Consider the following 15,925-nt stretch of genomic DNA (forward strand, 5'->3'; position numbering starts at 1 on the left):
ATTATTTTAATTTTTCAAAAAAATAAAGTTGGTAGCCAACTAGTAATTCAGGATGCATTATTTTAATTAAATCTTTTAAGACAATATCAGGGCGGTTTGGACCCAATTCATAATATAAAACGCCACCAGTTTTTCCTTTTTTACCACAAAACGAATATACTTTTTTATTTTGAAAAGCCTTATATTGATTGTAATGCGTATTGGCATCAGACATAGCTTTTAAAGTTGAGAATTGCCCTGAAGTTATCCAAAAGTCAGCATTTTTTGCTTTTTCAAATACCGTTTCAAACGACAGTGATAAACTTCCGGTGCCCTTACTGTCTTGCCATAAATAATTCGCATTTGCCTCTTTAAAAAGTAAACTACCCCAGCTCGTGCCACTTGGTAAATACCATTTGCCTTCAAAAATATCTCCAGCTAAAACAGTAGGTTTTGAGGCTGCTTTTTTTGCCAATACAGTTGCAGCTAGGTACTCTTTTTCAATAGTAGTAAAGATTTTGTTTGCCTCAACTTGTTTGCAATACAAAGCGCCAAATAGTTTTATCCATTCTGCTTTTCCCAAAGGGCTAGTTTCGTTCCAATCGCCATTTAAAACTACTTTTAGTCCGCTTTTTTGTAAGTTATCTAGTGTTGGATTATTATTATCTAATCCATAACCAACAATAATATCGGGTTGAAGATTAATTATTTTTTCAGTATTTAAAGAAGTATTATTGCCCAATTCTATAACTTTTCCTTTTTCAATTTGAGTTCTAACTTTATCAGAAGAAATATAGTTGAGGTTTGGAAAACCTATTAGCGAATTTTCAATACCTAGCATTTCTAAAGAAGGAACATGTGTGGTTGATGTGACTACAATTGATTGAATAGGAACTTGAATAGTGGTAAATTGCTGCAAACTATCAGGGATAATTCCGTTTTTTTCTTTCAGAATGTAAGTGAATTTTTTGGTTGTTTTAGGCCAAGGATTTGAAACAATTACAATTGAAAATCCTTTGTGATTTGTAATAGAAAGTCCAGTTGCATAATGAATGGTATTTTCTGATTTACACTTTTTATCAGTTAAAACCACTTCACTATTTTGTTTGCATCCAATGAAAGAAACTGAAAATAGTAAAAGTGTAATTTTTAAAAAATATAATTTCATTGTATGAATTTCAAAAAGGCAAAGGTATGTCTAATCGCATTTAAAATTCAAATTTTATTTTTATTCAAATGATAATCCTATATTTGCACACGAATTAAGGTTGTGTTTTTCTATTATTTGAAAATCACATTAAAAGGGAATCAGGTTAATGATTGCAGTTTCAGGTTATAGTTTTTGGGTTGTTTTATAAATCCTAAATCTAAAATCCTAAATCTAAAATCAAAAATCCTGAGCTGTTCCCGCAACTGTAAGCTATTAAGCTTGTTGTTATCTACAAAACCATTGTTCAAATTAGGAGTTACTGATTTGAGAAGTAGGATTTAAAAATCCTTAATCAAAAATCCTTAATCCTTAATTCAGAATGAGAAGGTCAACAACAAGACGCAAGCCAGGAGACCTGCCTTTTTTCACTAGAGTATCAAACTTTCGGGAAAAAAGGTTTGGGTATGGGTAATTTCATGCTTTTCTCCCATTTTTAGTATTAAAAATGTATTATTAAGATGAACAAAAAAAATGTTCGCATAGGTGCGTTATGCGTACTTATGACAACCTGCGCTTTTGCGCAACAAAAAGAATCATTAATTTCAAAAAATGATTTGGATGAAGTAGTAGTTTCTGATTCAAAATTTGCTTTAGAAAAGGAAAAATCAGGAAAAGTAATTACAAAAATTACCGCTGAAGATTTAAAAAACAAATCGGGTCAGAGTATTGCCTCTATTTTAAGCACTGCTGTAGGTGTTGAAATTAACGGAAATCAGAGTGTTGCTGGAAAAAATTTAGGCTATTACATTCGTGGAGGAAAAAATAGCCAAGTGCTTATTTTGATTGATGGAATTCCAGTTACGGATGCCTCGGGAATCAATTTTCAGTATGATTTGAACTTGCTTCCCGTAGATCAGGTGGAAAGTATAGAAATTATGAAAGGCGCAGCAAGCACATTATATGGCTCTGGTGCCGCTACTGGAATTATTAATATCATTTTAAAAAAATCAAGTAAGAAAGAGATTGAAGGGAGTGCTTACATAAGCATTGGAACCAACAATACGGCGCTGACCAAAAAAACGAGTGGTCAAGATATGAATCAAGGTTTTTCTATAGGAGGAAATACAAATAAAGTTACTTATTTTACCTCTTTGAATAGCACTGAAATAAGGGGTATGTCACAAATTACTCCACCTAACGAGAATGTCAAATATGAAGAAGATCGTTTTTCGAGGTTAAATTATTTGTTAAAATTAGGATGTATTGCTTCAGAAAAGTTGACTATAGATTTCTTTGGGAATTTTGACAGAATCAATAATGACTTTGACGGTACTTTTGATAATACAGAAACCAATGACACTGACTTGAATTCCTCAAAATCAGAACAAATTCGATTTGGTTTTATGCCAAAATACAAATACGACAAAGGAATATTTGTTTTAAACTCAGGGTTTACCAAAATTGGACGTTCCTATAATGATTTTAATAGTTTTTCTAATACAGTTGGTTTTTCACAATATGATTCTCGTAGTATAAATGTGGATGGATATAATAAATACCAATTTTCTAAATCATTTTTCTTAGTTGCTGGAGCGCAATATCAATTTCATGATATGAAAAGCGAAACGCCATATTCGAGTATCGCTAAAGAAAACACTAAATTTAATATGATTGATCCTTATTTTACGGGAATTTATAGTTCAGATTTTGGACTAAATATTAATTCGGGGGCAAGATTAAATATTCATAGTCAATACGGTAATCAATTGGTTTACAACCTTAATCCATCCTATGATTTTAAATCATTTCCTTTGAAAGTTTTAGCTTCTTATAGTACGGCTTTTGTTACACCGAGCTTGTATCAGTTGTATTCTGAATACGGAAATAAAGATTTAACTCCTGAAAAAAATAGTACTGTTGAAGCTGGTTTTGAATTGCAGTTTTTGAATAAAAAAGTCATATTGAATACAGTGGGTTTTTATAGAGAACAAACAAATTTTATAGGGTTTTATACCAATCCGGTTACTTATGCTAGTAATTATGTCAATATAAATGGCAAAAATAATGCTAAGGGAATTGAAACGGAATTGTCATTAGCTTTGAATGAAAAAATTAAGTTAAATTCCAATTATACTTTCACTCAAGTTGATGAAGCATTGGATAGATTAATTCCGAAACATAAAGTTAATTCTGCTTTGGATTTTTATATTAGTAGTAGAACTTTCTTTACGGTTAGTTATCAATATGTTGACAGTAGAAACGATGCTTTTTTTGACGGATTTACCTATACAACACAAAAAGTTACTTTAGGATCGTATCAATTGCTTAATTCTTCTATTCGATATGAACTGATGAAATCTAGAATTACCCTTTTTGGGGCAGTAACTAATATATTCAATGCTGATTTTGTTGAAAATATTGGTTATAATACTAGAGGAAGAAATTTCAAATTAGGGTTGAACATTAATTTGTAATTAATTTTTGTTAAAAGATGTATAAAGGGTTGCGCTTTTGGAGTGCAACTCTTTTTTTTGGTTATTTTTAGAATTGTCAAGGCAATTCTACATACATTTCACTTTTAAATCTATTTAAAGAGTAGTTGTCTATAATGTTTTCAAAAATTACTTTGGGATTTTGCGGAGCCTTTCTTCCTGAACCTCTTATTTGCAAGATGGCAGCATTTAATAAAGGGTCACTACTATCTCCTAAAATCCCGAGTTTAGTATAATCTTCTTTTAATTCAGTGTCGGGTTTTAATCCTCCTTTATTATAATCTCCAAACCCGTCTTTATTTACAATTTTTAAAACTAATGGTTGCATAGCATAACGATGTGAAGGATTTATATCTTTTTTAGAAAAATCTGGGGAGTCATATAATGTAATGGACCCTACATTTTTTCCTATAGTAAAATCCCCAATTTGAATAACGTTTATATACGGTTTCAGACCATTAATTACTAATTCACTTGCTGACGCAGTATTTTCTGAAGTTAGAATATATATTTTGGTCAAATTCAAACTATTTATAGTCGCGCCGCTATTAATTTTATCTGTAAAAAAATTGGTTAAATTGTCACGTTTAGTAGCGTTAAAATTGGCTTCTACTTTAGCATTCCATTGCTGTCTAGCAAAAACTTGACCTTTAAATTGTCCGGTAATCATACTCGCTAATCGGGTAGCAGTAGCAACAGAACCGCCAGGATTGTATCGTAAATCTAAAACAAAATCAGTTATTCCTTGCGATTTTAATTCCCCAAAAGCGTTATTCAATTGAGTTTCATAATTAGGATAAAAACCATTATACATTAAATACCCAATCTTAGCATTACCACTCTCGATTACTTTATTAATATAAACAGGATTTTCAGACAAAACAGTTTTCGTTAAAGATACAGATCGACCATTTGGCGTAAAATTTCCGTTATCATAATCGGCAAGATTTAAAGTATAGGTTTCAGACTTGCTTAATTGAGACAAATTTTCATTTCTAGTATTAGCTCTATCTCTATACAAAGCTACTCCATTTACAGCATAAAAAATATCGCCACGTTTAATGTCTTTGTTTGAAGCATCTGAATTAGGTAAAACATATTCAACAAAGCCAATAACAGCATTTTCGTCTTGGTTTTTATACTTAAAGCTATATGAAACCCCATTGTTTTTTGTAGTTCCAGAAAGAACCCCTTCTAATAAAGAATAATCGGACGTGATGAAACTAAATCGATCTATAGCATCGCTCTTAGGAAATTTACTTACAGGTTTATTAAGTAAATTTTGAAACAAATCAGACGGATTAGAGTAACTATAGAGAAATGAATTTAAATCTTTTTGATATTGAAATCTAGAATCCGACAAATTTGGAACATCAGCTTGCCATAAATAATATAAATTTAAGCCTTTCCAAATGAAATCATTTACTTTTAATTCTTCTGGCGTAGCTACATCATCAAAATCTTCACAACTTTGTAAAGCAAAAAAAGGCAGGAAAAATAAAAGTATAAATTTAAATAATGGTCTCATAAAAAGTAGTGTTGATATATTATCAACGTAAAAATACTAACTTTAGTTTTATTTTCTATTCTTTGTAACAAATATAAATGTCTGTCGTCTTGATTGTATAACGAGTTATTAAATGATTTTATGAACCAAAACGACTTTGTGTTGCTAATTGCGCCATTCAAGGACAAGGTCTTTAGGCTGGCAAAGCGATTGCTCATAAGTACTGAGGAAGCTGAAGATGCTACTCAGGAAGTTTTGGTAAAATTATGGAGTAAAAATGAAAATTTAGGTAATTATAATAGTGTTGAAGCTTTTGCGATGACTATTACTAAAAATTATTGTCTAGATCAGTTAAAGTCAAAAAGAGCTGGAAATCTTAAAATGGTGCATACTAATTTTATAGAAAACCAGCCTGGTTTAGACAAAAAAGTAGAAGACAGCGACAGTATACATTGGGTGGAGAAAATAATTGACCAATTACCAGAACAACAACGATTAATTGTTCAACTCAGAGATATCGAGCAATATGAATTTGAAGAAATCGCCACAATTGTAGAAATGAATGAAATCGCTGTTCGAGTAGCGCTTTCAAGAGCAAGAAAAACAATACGAGAATTTATGATAAAAACACACAATTATGGAGTCCAGTAAAATAGAAATACTATTGGAAAAATACTTTGAGGGACAAACCAATAGTAGCGAAGAAAACGAGTTGCGAAATTATTTTTCTTCCCCAAATGTAGTACCTCATTTAGAACAGTACAAACCTTTATTTGGTTATTTTGCTGTTGCAAAAAAGGAAGAGTTTAAGCCAAATATTCAATTACAATCAAAAAGACTTAGAGTAACATGGTTGTCAATTGCGGCATCGGTTGTTGTTTTGCTAGGAATAGGAACGTATGTATATTTTAATACTTATACTAATCAGAATCAGGATTTAGGAACCTATACCGATCCTGAAATTGCTTTTAAGGAAACCCAAAAAGCATTAGCCTTATTGTCAAATCAAGTAAACATTGGCATAGAAAGCGTTCGCTATGTTGAAGAATATCAGCATTCAAAAAATTTAATTTTTAAACCATAATAAATAAAAAAATGAAAAAATTTATAATTACAGTTGTAGTAGTATTAGTTTCAAATACTTTTTTCGGTCAGTCGGCTTTTGATAAATTCGATGGTCAAGATGATGTAACCTCAATTATAGTGAACAAAAAAATGTTCGAATTGATGAGTAAGGTAAAAATGGACGCCACTGACAAACAAGCGCAGCAATATCTCAATTTGATTAAAAAATTAGACAATCTAAAAGTGTTTACCACAAAAAGTACAAGAGTAGAAAACGAAATGAAAGCGGCTGCCGACAAATACATAAAAACATCAGGTTTAGAAGAATTGATGCGTGTAAACGAAAACGGAAGAAACATTAAAATTCTAGTAAAATCAGGGGCAAGCGATTCCCAAGTTAAAGAATTATTGATGTTTATTGAAGGTGCTAAGAACGACGATACAGTTTTAATGTCATTGACTGGTGATTTCGATTTGAATGAAATTTCAGTTCTTACCGATAAAATGAGAATTCCTGGCGGTGACGATTTGAAGAAAGCAACAAAAGGGAAAAAGTAGTATGCGACTGATTTACTGTTTTTTAGCGATTTGCAGTTTGATTTTATTAAGTTGCAATTCAGAACCAAGTTTGCAGAAATATTTTGTAGAAAATACCGAAAATAAGAATTTTATTGCACTAGATGTGTCGCCGAGCATTTTGAATATTGATAAAACAAAATTATCAGCAGAACAAAATCAAGCCCTGCAATCGTTTGATAAAATGAATATTCTAGCTTTCAAATTAAATGCTACAAACCAAGCACAATTTGAAATAGAACGAGCTAAAGTAGACACTATTTTAAAAGATGTGAAGTACCAACAATTGATGAAATTTGGTTCAGGCAAAGAGGGCGCGTCTGTATGTTTTGTAGGTTCAGACGATCATATTGAAGAGTTTGTCCTATTTGCTAATAAAAAAGAAAACGGATTCGCAGTGATTCGAATTTTAGGAAGAGACATGAATCCAACCAATATAATGACCATGATGTCGGTTTTGCAAAGTGCTAATATTGATTTAGAACAACTAAAACCCTTGCAGGAAATGTTTAAAAAATAGATTTAAAAGGTTAATTCAATTCAAAAAGCGTCATGATTTAGTAAATCGGGACGCTTTTTTTATGGAGTAACTCTTGGAGCCGTCTGTTAGATTATCCCAATTTTTCATCTTGATGTCTCGAGAATCGTTTTAATAAAGCAAATTACGCCAAGCAAATTCAAATGAAATTATTTCTTAAAGTATTTAAAAGGCACAAACAACATTCCAAAACATTCACCATCTTCTTTTCCTACGTGTTTATGGTGCATTTTATGAGCTCTTCTCACCGCTTTGCCATAAGCGCTATTAGCATTTCGGAACAATTTAAAACGTTGATGAATAAAGATATCATGAACGATAAAATAAGCCAATCCATAAGCAAAAATACCTAATCCTAAGGCCAGTCCAATAGCCAGAATATTGTTTTGCCACAGCAAGAAACATCCAATACTAACTACTGCATAAAAAATAAAAAAAGCGTCATTACGTTCAAACCAAGAATCATGATCTTTTTTATGATGATCGGCATGTAATGACCATAAAAATCCGTGCATAATGTATTTATGACTGAACCAAGCCATAAACTCCATGAATATAAAAGTTGCAAAAAAAACAAAAATATTCAACCACATGATGTTTTAAATTTAAATTATATTCAATTTGTATGAGAAATAGCACTTGGCAAAAAGCCCATATTTTTGATAATCAGAGACCCTAATTCGGGTGTTTTTTATTTCAGATGAAGGCGTTTTTTTTAACTTGGAAAGCAATTTTTTATAATAGCAATAAGCGGTGTAAACGCCAAATTTTGCTTCTAATGGTAAATTTACAATTCCTTCATAACCGGCTTTAAAATCGGCTTCAATTTCTTCGACAATTTTTAATTTAGAAACTTCGTCTAATTTGTTCAAATCGGTATTTGGGAAATACGTTCTGTTCAAATCTTCAAAATCGGCTTTCAAATCCCTAAGAAAATTTACTTTCTGAAAAGCTGATCCCAATCGCATGGCAGATTCTTTTAATTCTTCATATTTTGCAGCATCGCCATTAACAAAAACTTTCAAACACATTAAGCCTACAACATCTGCTGAGCCAAAAATATATTCATTATATTCTTCCTGACTTTTATATTCGGTTTTAGTTAAATCGAGTTTCATGCTTTTCATGAAAGCGTCAATCAATTCATTTGGAATGTTATATTTAGCAACGGTATGCTGAAAAGAATTTAAGATTGGATTTAAACTGATTTTATGTTTTAAAGCCAGTTCTAAATTAGTTTCAAAAATTGAAAACAATTCTTCTTTGTTATACTCATGAAAAGTATCTACAATTTCATCTGCAAATCGCACAAAACCATATATATTATAAATGTCTTGTCTAATACTTGGCGCTAACATTTTTACGGCTGAGGAAAAAGAGGTGCTATAGGACTGCGTAACATTCCTACTACATTCAAATGAAATTTTATCAAATAGCGATTTCATAGTACTAAATATTTTTTTCTATTAATTCGGCTACTAATTTTCCCGAAATTAATGCTGGAGGAACACCTGGTCCAGGAACTGTAAGCTGTCCAGTAAAGTACAAATTACTAACTTTTTTGCTTTTTAATTTAGGTCTTAAAAAAGCCGTTTGCAATAGTGTATTTGCCATGCCGTAAGCATTTCCTTTATAAGAGTTGTATTCCGAAACAAAATCATTTTTACAAAATGACTGTTTAAAGATAATATTATTTTTTACATTTTGCTGTGTTAATTTTTCAAAACGGTCAATAATTTTTTCAAAATAAACTTCGCGCAACGCTTCTGAGTCTTCTATTCCTGGGGCTAATGGTATTAGAAAAAAACCCGATTCCATTCCTTTTGGCGCGGCTGTTTCATCGGTTATTGATGGGAAATTAGCGTAAAACAATGGTTCGTTAGGCCATTGAGGTTTATCGTAAATATCTATGGCATGTTGATTAAAATCGACATCAAAAAATAAAGCGTGATGAGAAATATTTTCTAATTTTTTGTCGAAACCTACATAGAATAATAAAGAGGAAGGAGCAAAAACTCGACTCTCCCAATATTTTTCAGAATACGCACGATGTTCTTGGTCTAATAAAGTTTCCGTGTGATGGTAATCGGCGCCGCTCAAAATGACATCTGCTTTCAGTGTTTCTCCATTAACTACTAATGCGACTGCTTTTTTATTTTCAACAATAATTTTTTCTATAGCAGCATTTACATGAAAAGTGACTCCCAGTTCTATTGCCAATTTTTCCATTGCTGATACTACATCATACATGCCTGTTTTGGGATGCCAAGTTCCTAGTCCGAAATCAGCAAAATTCATAAAGCTATAGAAAGATGGAGTGTCTGAAGGTTTAGCTCCTAGAAATAATACCGGAAATTCTAAAATTTGAATTAATCGAATATTTTTGAATTTTTTGCGGATGTCTCTACTAATGTTGCTAAAAAACTGATTTACTTTCTTGGCAGTTTCTAGAGTAATCAATTCTAACGGAGAAACACCAGGTCTATAAACCAAATCTTTTATGGCAATATCATAATTGCTTTTGGCTTCATTCATGAATTCTTGTAGAATTTTACCACTACCTTTTTCGATGGCCTCGAAAGTGGTTATAATTTCTGGTAAATTATCGGCTATGGCTATAAAGTCATTTATTCCGTAATATACTCTGTAGGCAGGCGACAGTTTTATAAGTTGGTAATAGTCGGAAGTTTTTTTGTCAAAATCCCCAAAAAACCGCTCAAATACATCGGGCATCCAATACCAGCTTGGTCCCATATCAAAAGTAAAACCATCTCGTTTAAGTTGGCGCGCTCTGCCACCAATGGAATCATTTTTTTCATAAACCGCTACTTGATGACCATTTTTAGCAAGGTAACAAGCAGCAGAAAGTGCTGAAAAACCAGATCCAATTATTTTTATATCTTTTTTCATATTGTTTAACAAAGGTATTTAAAAGTTAAACAACAATAGTTTTTTGTAGTCAATTTTATAAATTATTTACCAATTCTGAAATAGAGTAATGAATTTTATTGTTCGGTTTTAAATTATTCTTATCTATAAATTCAACCATTCTACCTATTAACCATAACTCTGAATTTTCATCGATTATTTCTGAATTTAATGTATTTACATAATCATTTATTTCATCTTTGTTTGGCTCAACAGTTAAGTAGGTAACATAAACAATATTATCAAAATACGTTTTAAGGTCTTTTAAGCTGTCAATAGGTACACTTTCGCCAAGATAAATAGATTTGTAGCCATGAAAATTTACTTCATAATTCAGATACATCAATCCCAATTCGTGAATTTCGTTCGAAGGTAGGTACAAAACAAAAACTTTATCAGAATTTATGGGATCAGAAGTTTGTAATTTCTCTGTGTTTATTAGTATTTTTTGTTTTATTAAATAGGTGATAAAATGTTCATGAGCTGGAGTTATAGTGTCCGATTGCCACAACAATCCAATTTCACTCATAAGCGGAATAAACACTTGGTAAAACACTTCTCGAAATGATTTTTCTGAAAGTAAAGTATTGTAGGTATTAAAAAATAACGCCTGATCAAAATTCATCATCGACATTTTAAACGCATTTATAGCATGATGCTTTGCGCTTTTTTCAGAAATAATTTCCCTTACTAGAGCGGGAATGGTTTCTTGAGGATATTTTGATATTTTTGATATTTTATAGCCATGATTGTGCAACAAGACTATATTTAACAGCTTTTGCAAACCTGCTAAATCATAAAATCTAATATTGGTATCGGTTCGCATGGGCTCAAGAATGTTGTATCTCTTTTCCCAAATGCGTATGGTATGTGCTTTAATACCGGAAAGATTTTCTAAATCCTTAATGCTAAAAACATTTTTTACGTTGTTCATGTTTTCGATATATTTATTAAACAAAAGTAATCCTATTTTTTTGTTTAACGATAGAATAAGTAAAATAATTTAAAAATTACTAAGAGTAATATATTTTGTTCTATTTCAAATGGAAATTTTAAAATAGTCTCAATAAACAATTACTAAATAATGAAACCCCGTTGGGCACAATTATTGAATTTTAAGATGTTGTAAATGAGTGATTTTTTTTTGAATAGATTAAAAGCAATAATTTTTAATATTTACGGGAAGTAGTAATTTTAATTCATTTGGAATTATTAGATTTGGGTATTAATTTAAAATTTTAAATATTTTTATGGAAGTCATTATACCAAAACAAGCTTTAGTCCCAGAACGCTAGATGTAACTTTTTCAAAAAAAACAGAGCCAAATTGAGAATAGCCTATAAAATATTTACAAATGAAATCGAAGATTTACTAAATCTTTATAATTCTACTTTAATTGCATATGAACAGACTAGATTAATAAAAAAATCGAGTTGGGAAATCGAGAATAGTATAGAAAATTGTATTGTAGAAAATCTAGAAGATTTTGATTCAAATGTTAATTCCCTATCATTTGATTTAAGACAACTTTTACTAATAAAATTGATTTCAATACTTGAACAATTTCTAATAGATAATATCAAATTTATTTTCACAGAAACTAAACAACCATTCAAAACAAACAATATAATTGAGTTTCAACATCAAGAACTTTTATCATATAACTCATTAACAGAAATATTTAATAAAATCATTAACAAAGATTGTAGACAACTATCAAGCGGTGGATTTGATAAAATTATAAAATATTATAAATCAAAATTCGATTTAGAATTGAATTCATTCTTTCCTTCAAAAGAAAGAATTATTGAGTATCACGATAGAAGACATCTCCATGTCCATAATCTTGGTAAAACTGATAAGCAATATCGAAAAAAATATAATACTACTAAATCAGGGGTGTCAATTAGTGATGATTACATAAGAAACGCGATAGTGGATATAAAAATCTTTGGTGAAATTGTAAATAAAAACACAATAAAATATTTACAGAATGTAATTCCATCAAAAGAAAATAAAATTGAAACTAGAACAATTTGGTTTTCCTTTCAAAACAATATTGAAAAGCTAGATATTATTGAAGATGGATTTGGATTTTGGAGCAATGATGAGTTAGTAGTTTTTAAAGACATTTTGGTAGAAAAAAGAGAGCTATTTGATAACTTTATTGAAATAAAAATATGTGGAGAACAAAATAAAATAAAAGATTACATAAATATTTTTAAAAAAACTTCAAAAGCAAATCAAAATATTAAATTCTTTAAAAAACTTTTTGATGATTATGTTATTCCCGAATATCCAAAAAAAGAGAAGATATATATTGAGCCACAACAGAAAGTAGTAATAACTGAAGAGATAATTAGTAAAGTTGAAAAGCTATTGCCAGAAGAACCTTGGGAAGTTGGAATACACAAAAAAATTGCAATCGAATTAGTACAATCAAACAAAACAATTAATCGTATAATAAAAATAATTATTTCAAGAAGAACATAAAGCTACAGATAACAGCGGTTTGGTCAATTGGAATTTTTGGGCTTAATCAAAAGTTGGTTTTTACTTTTTAAAAATCTTAAACACAAAAACAATATAGATTTAAAACAAAAAAATCCTAATTACTTATAAGTTAAGTATTTAGGATTTTATTTTTGTTCTAAAAGTGACCACGGTGGGATTTGAACCCACACGCCCTTACGAGCACCACCCCCTCAAGATGGCAAGTCTACCGTTTCTCCACGTGGCCTAAAACAAAAAAAGTCATCCGCTTAAACGAACAACTTTTTGTGACCTGACTGGGGCTCGAACCCAGGACCCCATCATTAAAAGTGATGTGCTCTACCAACTGAGCTATCAAGTCGTAGCATGAAGATTATGTGAAAATTTGTGACCTGACTGGGGCTTCCCGATTCTCTTCGCTCTCGGGATAAACTTCTCGCCCAAGACATCTGGCATTAAAATTGTGACCTGACTGGGGCTCGAACCCAGGACCCCATCATTAAAAGTGATGTGCTCTACCAACTGAGCTATCAAGTCATTAACATTTCTTCAATGCGGGTGCAAATATAAGGCGTTATTATTTATTTTTCAAAGCTATTTTATTTTAAATTTGCCTTTTTTTACTATTTATTGTTAATGTCTTTGTTTATAAGGTTTTATTGCTATGAAGAAAATAATTTTGATTGGTTATATGGGTTCCGGGAAGTCTACAATTGCAAAATTATTGTCAAAAAGCATCGGTTTTGAGTATCTAGATTTGGATGAATTGATTGAAAAAGAGCTAGATTCATCGGTTTCTTCTATTTTTGAGCAAAAAGGAGAAGTCTATTTTAGGAAAAAAGAACACGAGATTTTAAAGAAAACGCTCCAATTAAATCAAAATTTGATTATAAGTCTAGGAGGTGGCACGCCTTGTTTTGCTAATAATCTAGAATTGCTGCAAGCAGAAACGATTACGACCATTTATTTGAAAGCTTCTATTGAAAACTTATACAGAAGATTGCAGTTTCAAAAAGCCAATAGACCTTTAATCGCTTCAAAAAACGAAGAAGAAATGAAAGAGTTTATTGCAAAGCATCTTTTTGAACGCAGTTTTTATTACAATCAAGCGAAATATATTTTTACAACAGATAATAAATCGCCTGAGGAAACAGTTTTAGAAATAAAAGCGGTCTTAATTTAAATAGGCATAACTGTTGTCCTTTTCAAAAACAACCTGAACATGTTCCTGTAACGACGTGCTCAATGAAATTCCTTTAAAATCGGCCTTAACTGGATATTTTTTATGATTTCTATCGACTAAAACGGCTGTTTTAAATTTCTTAAGTGGTACTTCTAAAAAGTGTTTTACGCCATAAACGAGTGTAGTTCCCGAACTTAAAACATCATCTACAAGAACAAGCCCTTTATTTTGATAGGCTTCTTTAGGTATAGAGGTTGTAATAGGAGCAGTAGGATTTTGTTTATCGATATAAACTTCGCACAATATTATTTTTAGTGTTGAGATGGATTCTAAAGCCAATGCGATTTTTTCGGCAAAAACATATCCGTTTCTTGTAATTCCAGCTATCACAATGGTATCTTCATCTACAAAAGTTTCGTAGATTTGATAGGCAATCCGCTTTATTTTATGGGCTATCTCAAGGTTGTTTAGGATAATATTTTGACTCATTTTTTGTTATTTTTTAAAATTCAAATAATTTTTAAGACTCGTTTTCAGCTTTATTTCCAAAATCGTCAAGATCTCTTCGGTCTTTTTTAGTAGGTCTCCCGTCTCCCGTTTTTCTGTAATGTTCTTTGGCCAATTTTAATAATTCTAAATGTTGGTATACTTCGGCAGGAGTTTCGTTTTTTCTGTAAATGTCAACTAATTTTGCGCCAACCCGACTTTCAGGAATATCGAGCACTGTTATAATTTGAGTGATTTGATCTTTTCTAAAAGTAATAGTATCAGATGGAAAGACTTCTTTTGATGGTTTTGCTAGTTGTCCGTTTACTGTAATATGGTTTTTTTTACAGGCTTCAGTAACCATATTTCTAGTTTTGTAATACCGTACGCACCATAAAAACTTATCTACTCTCATATTTTTCTAAAATCGGCGTTAAATTATTCACAAAAGTAAATCAAAATTGTATCTTGCGCCCACAAAAATCATCTAATAAATGAACAAATTTAAGTTTTATTTTGTTGTAATTTCTTTCGCTGCATTGCTTTTTTCTTGCAACAATAATGACGATACTCCAGAACCAGTTCCGGTAAGAGCTTTTAATGTGCAATATTATACTGACATAACTACAATTGAAGCATACCTCAATTCATATTATATTGTAAATGATGTAAACAATCCCGATTTTGCTGATGAAGATATTACTTTCGCAAAAATTCCGGATGGTGGGGGACAAAAATCAATTTTTAAATTTTTGAATAGTAATAGTTACCCAAAACTATTAACGAAAGACGTACTACTTCATGACATTACCTATAAAATCTATTATTTAAAACTAAGAGCAGATAACGAATTAGGAAAAAAGCCTATACGTGTTGATGAGGTTTTAGCAGCTTATAGTGGTTTTTACTTAAGTAGTAAAACTGAAGAAGCTGGAACGATTATAGAGGGAACACCGTTTGAAACCGTTGTATTTCCGCAATCAATGTTAGGTTTAGACCGAACCATTAGAGGCTGGGGAGAGATTTTTCCTAGATTTACGACGGGAATTTACGATGCAACTCTTAGTCCAGATCCCGCTTCGTTTACGAACTTTGGTGCAGGAGTTATGTTTTTGCCTTCCGGATTAGCGTATTTCAATAGTCCGCCTTTGGGGTCTAGAATACCTTCTTACGCTCCTTTGGTGTTTACTTTTAAATTATATGATGTAAAACATGCTGATCAAGACCAAGACGGAGTACTTTCAAAAGATGAAAATGTTGTTGATGAAAATGGTAATTTTACCAATCAAGATACTGACAAAGACGGAAGATCGGACTATCTAGATATAGATGATGATGGGGATGGTGTTTTAACTAAAAACGAAATTAAAATAAATGGTGTTATACCAACTAGCTATGATTTAATTTTAGATTGCAGCGGATTGACTACTGGAACAAAAAAGCACTTAGATAAATCATGTTTCTAGATTAAACTAAAACACAAAAAATCCCGACTCGTTAATTTACAAGTCGGGATTTTTTTGGTTTA

16 protein-coding genes, 3 tRNA genes and 1 riboswitch are annotated in these 15,925 nt (G+C 31.1%); of the genes, 8 read left to right on the forward strand and 11 right to left on the reverse strand.

Annotated elements, in window-relative coordinates; translation table 11 throughout:
• Position 1: 1 nt before the first annotated feature.
• Positions 2-1,147, reverse strand: coding sequence for an ABC transporter substrate-binding protein (locus tag ACFQ0S_RS06875; protein WP_379759657.1), 1,146 nt, complete (start codon positions 1,145-1,147; stop codon positions 2-4).
• An 80-nt stretch (positions 1,148-1,227) separates the two neighbouring features.
• A riboswitch (cobalamin riboswitch) is annotated at positions 1,228-1,566 on the forward strand.
• Between the two features lie 81 nt (positions 1,567-1,647).
• Here ACFQ0S_RS06875 and ACFQ0S_RS06880 point away from each other — a divergent pair.
• Positions 1,648-3,603, forward strand: a complete 1,956-nt coding sequence (locus tag ACFQ0S_RS06880; RefSeq protein WP_379759654.1) for a TonB-dependent receptor plug domain-containing protein — start codon at positions 1,648-1,650, stop codon at positions 3,601-3,603.
• 76 nt (positions 3,604-3,679) lie between these two features.
• Here ACFQ0S_RS06880 and ACFQ0S_RS06885 read toward each other — a convergent pair whose 3' ends face one another.
• Positions 3,680-5,149 (reverse strand): S41 family peptidase, encoded by a 1,470-nt coding sequence (locus ACFQ0S_RS06885; RefSeq protein WP_379759652.1) that lies wholly within the window; start codon positions 5,147-5,149, stop codon positions 3,680-3,682.
• Positions 5,150-5,269: 120 nt separating this feature from the next.
• Here ACFQ0S_RS06885 and ACFQ0S_RS06890 point away from each other — a divergent pair, with 120 nt between their 5' ends.
• From ACFQ0S_RS06890 to ACFQ0S_RS06905, 4 genes are read left to right on the forward strand one after another with little or no spacing between them, the layout of a single operon-like run.
• Positions 5,270-5,779: an RNA polymerase sigma factor gene (locus ACFQ0S_RS06890; RefSeq protein ID WP_379759649.1), complete on the forward strand. Its 510-nt coding sequence runs from the start codon at positions 5,270-5,272 to the stop codon at positions 5,777-5,779.
• On the forward strand, positions 5,766-6,212 hold the full coding sequence (locus tag ACFQ0S_RS06895; protein ID WP_379759646.1) for a hypothetical protein: 447 nt from the start codon (positions 5,766-5,768) through the stop codon (positions 6,210-6,212). The genes ACFQ0S_RS06890 and ACFQ0S_RS06895 overlap by 14 nt, the downstream gene beginning before the upstream one ends.
• Positions 6,213-6,223: 11 nt before the next feature.
• Positions 6,224-6,751 carry a DUF4252 domain-containing protein gene (locus tag ACFQ0S_RS06900; protein WP_379759643.1) on the forward strand — a complete coding sequence of 176 codons (528 nt, stop codon included), beginning with the start codon at positions 6,224-6,226 and terminating at the stop codon, positions 6,749-6,751.
• 1 nt (position 6,752) lies between these two features.
• Positions 6,753-7,289 carry a DUF4252 domain-containing protein gene (locus tag ACFQ0S_RS06905; RefSeq protein ID WP_379759640.1) on the forward strand — a complete coding sequence of 179 codons (537 nt, stop codon included), beginning with the start codon at positions 6,753-6,755 and terminating at the stop codon, positions 7,287-7,289.
• A gap of 167 nt (positions 7,290-7,456) precedes the next feature.
• Here the strand turns inward: ACFQ0S_RS06905 and ACFQ0S_RS06910 are convergent, their stop codons facing one another.
• Genes ACFQ0S_RS06910 through ACFQ0S_RS06925 form a run of 4 tightly spaced genes read right to left on the reverse strand, consistent with a single transcriptional unit; the run spans position 7,457 to position 11,169 of the window.
• Positions 7,457-7,900, reverse strand: a complete 444-nt coding sequence (locus tag ACFQ0S_RS06910) for a beta-carotene hydroxylase (RefSeq protein WP_379759637.1) — start codon at positions 7,898-7,900, stop codon at positions 7,457-7,459.
• A gap of 12 nt (positions 7,901-7,912) precedes the next feature.
• Positions 7,913-8,752 carry a phytoene/squalene synthase family protein gene (locus ACFQ0S_RS06915; RefSeq protein ID WP_379759634.1) on the reverse strand — a complete coding sequence of 280 codons (840 nt, stop codon included), beginning with the start codon at positions 8,750-8,752 and terminating at the stop codon, positions 7,913-7,915.
• Between the two features lie 4 nt (positions 8,753-8,756).
• A complete protein-coding gene (locus tag ACFQ0S_RS06920; RefSeq protein WP_379759632.1) occupies positions 8,757-10,217 on the reverse strand; it encodes a phytoene desaturase family protein in 1,461 nt (486 codons plus the stop codon).
• A 55-nt stretch (positions 10,218-10,272) separates the two neighbouring features.
• Positions 10,273-11,169 (reverse strand): MerR family transcriptional regulator, encoded by an 897-nt coding sequence (locus ACFQ0S_RS06925; protein ID WP_379759629.1) that lies wholly within the window; start codon positions 11,167-11,169, stop codon positions 10,273-10,275.
• Positions 11,170-11,561: 392 nt separating this feature from the next.
• On the opposite strand from ACFQ0S_RS06925, the gene ACFQ0S_RS06930 reads away from it, so the two are divergent.
• A complete protein-coding gene (locus ACFQ0S_RS06930) occupies positions 11,562-12,728 on the forward strand; it encodes a hypothetical protein (protein ID WP_379759626.1) in 1,167 nt (388 codons plus the stop codon).
• A gap of 164 nt (positions 12,729-12,892) precedes the next feature.
• Here ACFQ0S_RS06930 and ACFQ0S_RS06935 read toward each other — a convergent pair.
• The 3 genes from ACFQ0S_RS06935 to ACFQ0S_RS06945 form a co-directional block, all read right to left on the reverse strand.
• Positions 12,893-12,975: transfer RNA gene (locus ACFQ0S_RS06935), tRNA-Leu, on the reverse strand.
• A 41-nt stretch (positions 12,976-13,016) separates the two neighbouring features.
• Positions 13,017-13,089: transfer RNA gene (locus ACFQ0S_RS06940), tRNA-Lys, on the reverse strand.
• Between the two features lie 103 nt (positions 13,090-13,192).
• Positions 13,193-13,265: transfer RNA gene (locus ACFQ0S_RS06945), tRNA-Lys, on the reverse strand.
• 127 nt (positions 13,266-13,392) lie between these two features.
• On the opposite strand from ACFQ0S_RS06945, the gene ACFQ0S_RS06950 reads away from it, so the two are divergent.
• On the forward strand, positions 13,393-13,911 hold the full coding sequence (locus ACFQ0S_RS06950) for a shikimate kinase (protein ID WP_379759623.1): 519 nt from the start codon (positions 13,393-13,395) through the stop codon (positions 13,909-13,911).
• On the opposite strand, the gene ACFQ0S_RS06955 is transcribed toward ACFQ0S_RS06950, so the two are convergent.
• Positions 13,903-14,400 (reverse strand): phosphoribosyltransferase family protein, encoded by a 498-nt coding sequence (locus tag ACFQ0S_RS06955; protein ID WP_379759620.1) that lies wholly within the window; start codon positions 14,398-14,400, stop codon positions 13,903-13,905. The two genes, ACFQ0S_RS06950 and ACFQ0S_RS06955, sit on opposite strands and share 9 nt — an antisense overlap.
• Positions 14,401-14,431: 31 nt before the next feature.
• Positions 14,432-14,812 carry an RNA-binding S4 domain-containing protein gene (locus ACFQ0S_RS06960; RefSeq protein WP_379759617.1) on the reverse strand — a complete coding sequence of 127 codons (381 nt, stop codon included), beginning with the start codon at positions 14,810-14,812 and terminating at the stop codon, positions 14,432-14,434.
• 79 nt (positions 14,813-14,891) lie between these two features.
• Between ACFQ0S_RS06960 and ACFQ0S_RS06965 the strand changes: the two genes are divergently transcribed.
• On the forward strand, positions 14,892-15,863 hold the full coding sequence (locus tag ACFQ0S_RS06965) for an FKBP-type peptidyl-prolyl cis-trans isomerase (RefSeq protein WP_379759614.1): 972 nt from the start codon (positions 14,892-14,894) through the stop codon (positions 15,861-15,863).
• Positions 15,864-15,925 lie beyond the last annotated feature (62 nt).

The organism is Flavobacterium myungsuense (assembly GCF_042677265.1).
Classification (GTDB): Bacteria; Bacteroidota; Bacteroidia; order Flavobacteriales; family Flavobacteriaceae; genus Flavobacterium; species Flavobacterium myungsuense.

Bases quoted from the DNA above. Each gene is read 5' to 3' on its own strand.
- ACFQ0S_RS06895 (WP_379759646.1), top strand. From the start codon at position 5,766: ATGGAGTCCAGTAAAATAGAAATACTATTGGAAAAATACTTTGAGGGA.
- ACFQ0S_RS06880 (WP_379759654.1), top strand. From the start codon at position 1,648: ATGAACAAAAAAAATGTTCGCATAGGTGCGTTATGCGTACTTATGACA.
- ACFQ0S_RS06875 (WP_379759657.1), bottom strand. From the start codon at position 1,147: ATGAAATTATATTTTTTAAAAATTACACTTTTACTATTTTCAGTTTCT.
- ACFQ0S_RS06965 (WP_379759614.1), top strand. From the start codon at position 14,892: ATGAACAAATTTAAGTTTTATTTTGTTGTAATTTCTTTCGCTGCATTG.
- ACFQ0S_RS06905 (WP_379759640.1), top strand. From the start codon at position 6,753: ATGCGACTGATTTACTGTTTTTTAGCGATTTGCAGTTTGATTTTATTA.
- ACFQ0S_RS06900 (WP_379759643.1), top strand. From the start codon at position 6,224: ATGAAAAAATTTATAATTACAGTTGTAGTAGTATTAGTTTCAAATACT.
- ACFQ0S_RS06950 (WP_379759623.1), top strand. From the start codon at position 13,393: ATGAAGAAAATAATTTTGATTGGTTATATGGGTTCCGGGAAGTCTACA.
- ACFQ0S_RS06925 (WP_379759629.1), bottom strand. From the start codon at position 11,169: ATGAACAACGTAAAAAATGTTTTTAGCATTAAGGATTTAGAAAATCTT.
- ACFQ0S_RS06890 (WP_379759649.1), top strand. From the start codon at position 5,270: ATGAACCAAAACGACTTTGTGTTGCTAATTGCGCCATTCAAGGACAAG.
- ACFQ0S_RS06920 (WP_379759632.1), bottom strand. From the start codon at position 10,217: ATGAAAAAAGATATAAAAATAATTGGATCTGGTTTTTCAGCACTTTCT.
- ACFQ0S_RS06910 (WP_379759637.1), bottom strand. From the start codon at position 7,900: ATGTGGTTGAATATTTTTGTTTTTTTTGCAACTTTTATATTCATGGAG.
- ACFQ0S_RS06955 (WP_379759620.1), bottom strand. From the start codon at position 14,400: ATGAGTCAAAATATTATCCTAAACAACCTTGAGATAGCCCATAAAATA.
- ACFQ0S_RS06960 (WP_379759617.1), bottom strand. From the start codon at position 14,812: ATGAGAGTAGATAAGTTTTTATGGTGCGTACGGTATTACAAAACTAGA.
- ACFQ0S_RS06915 (WP_379759634.1), bottom strand. From the start codon at position 8,752: ATGAAATCGCTATTTGATAAAATTTCATTTGAATGTAGTAGGAATGTT.
- ACFQ0S_RS06885 (WP_379759652.1), bottom strand. From the start codon at position 5,149: ATGAGACCATTATTTAAATTTATACTTTTATTTTTCCTGCCTTTTTTT.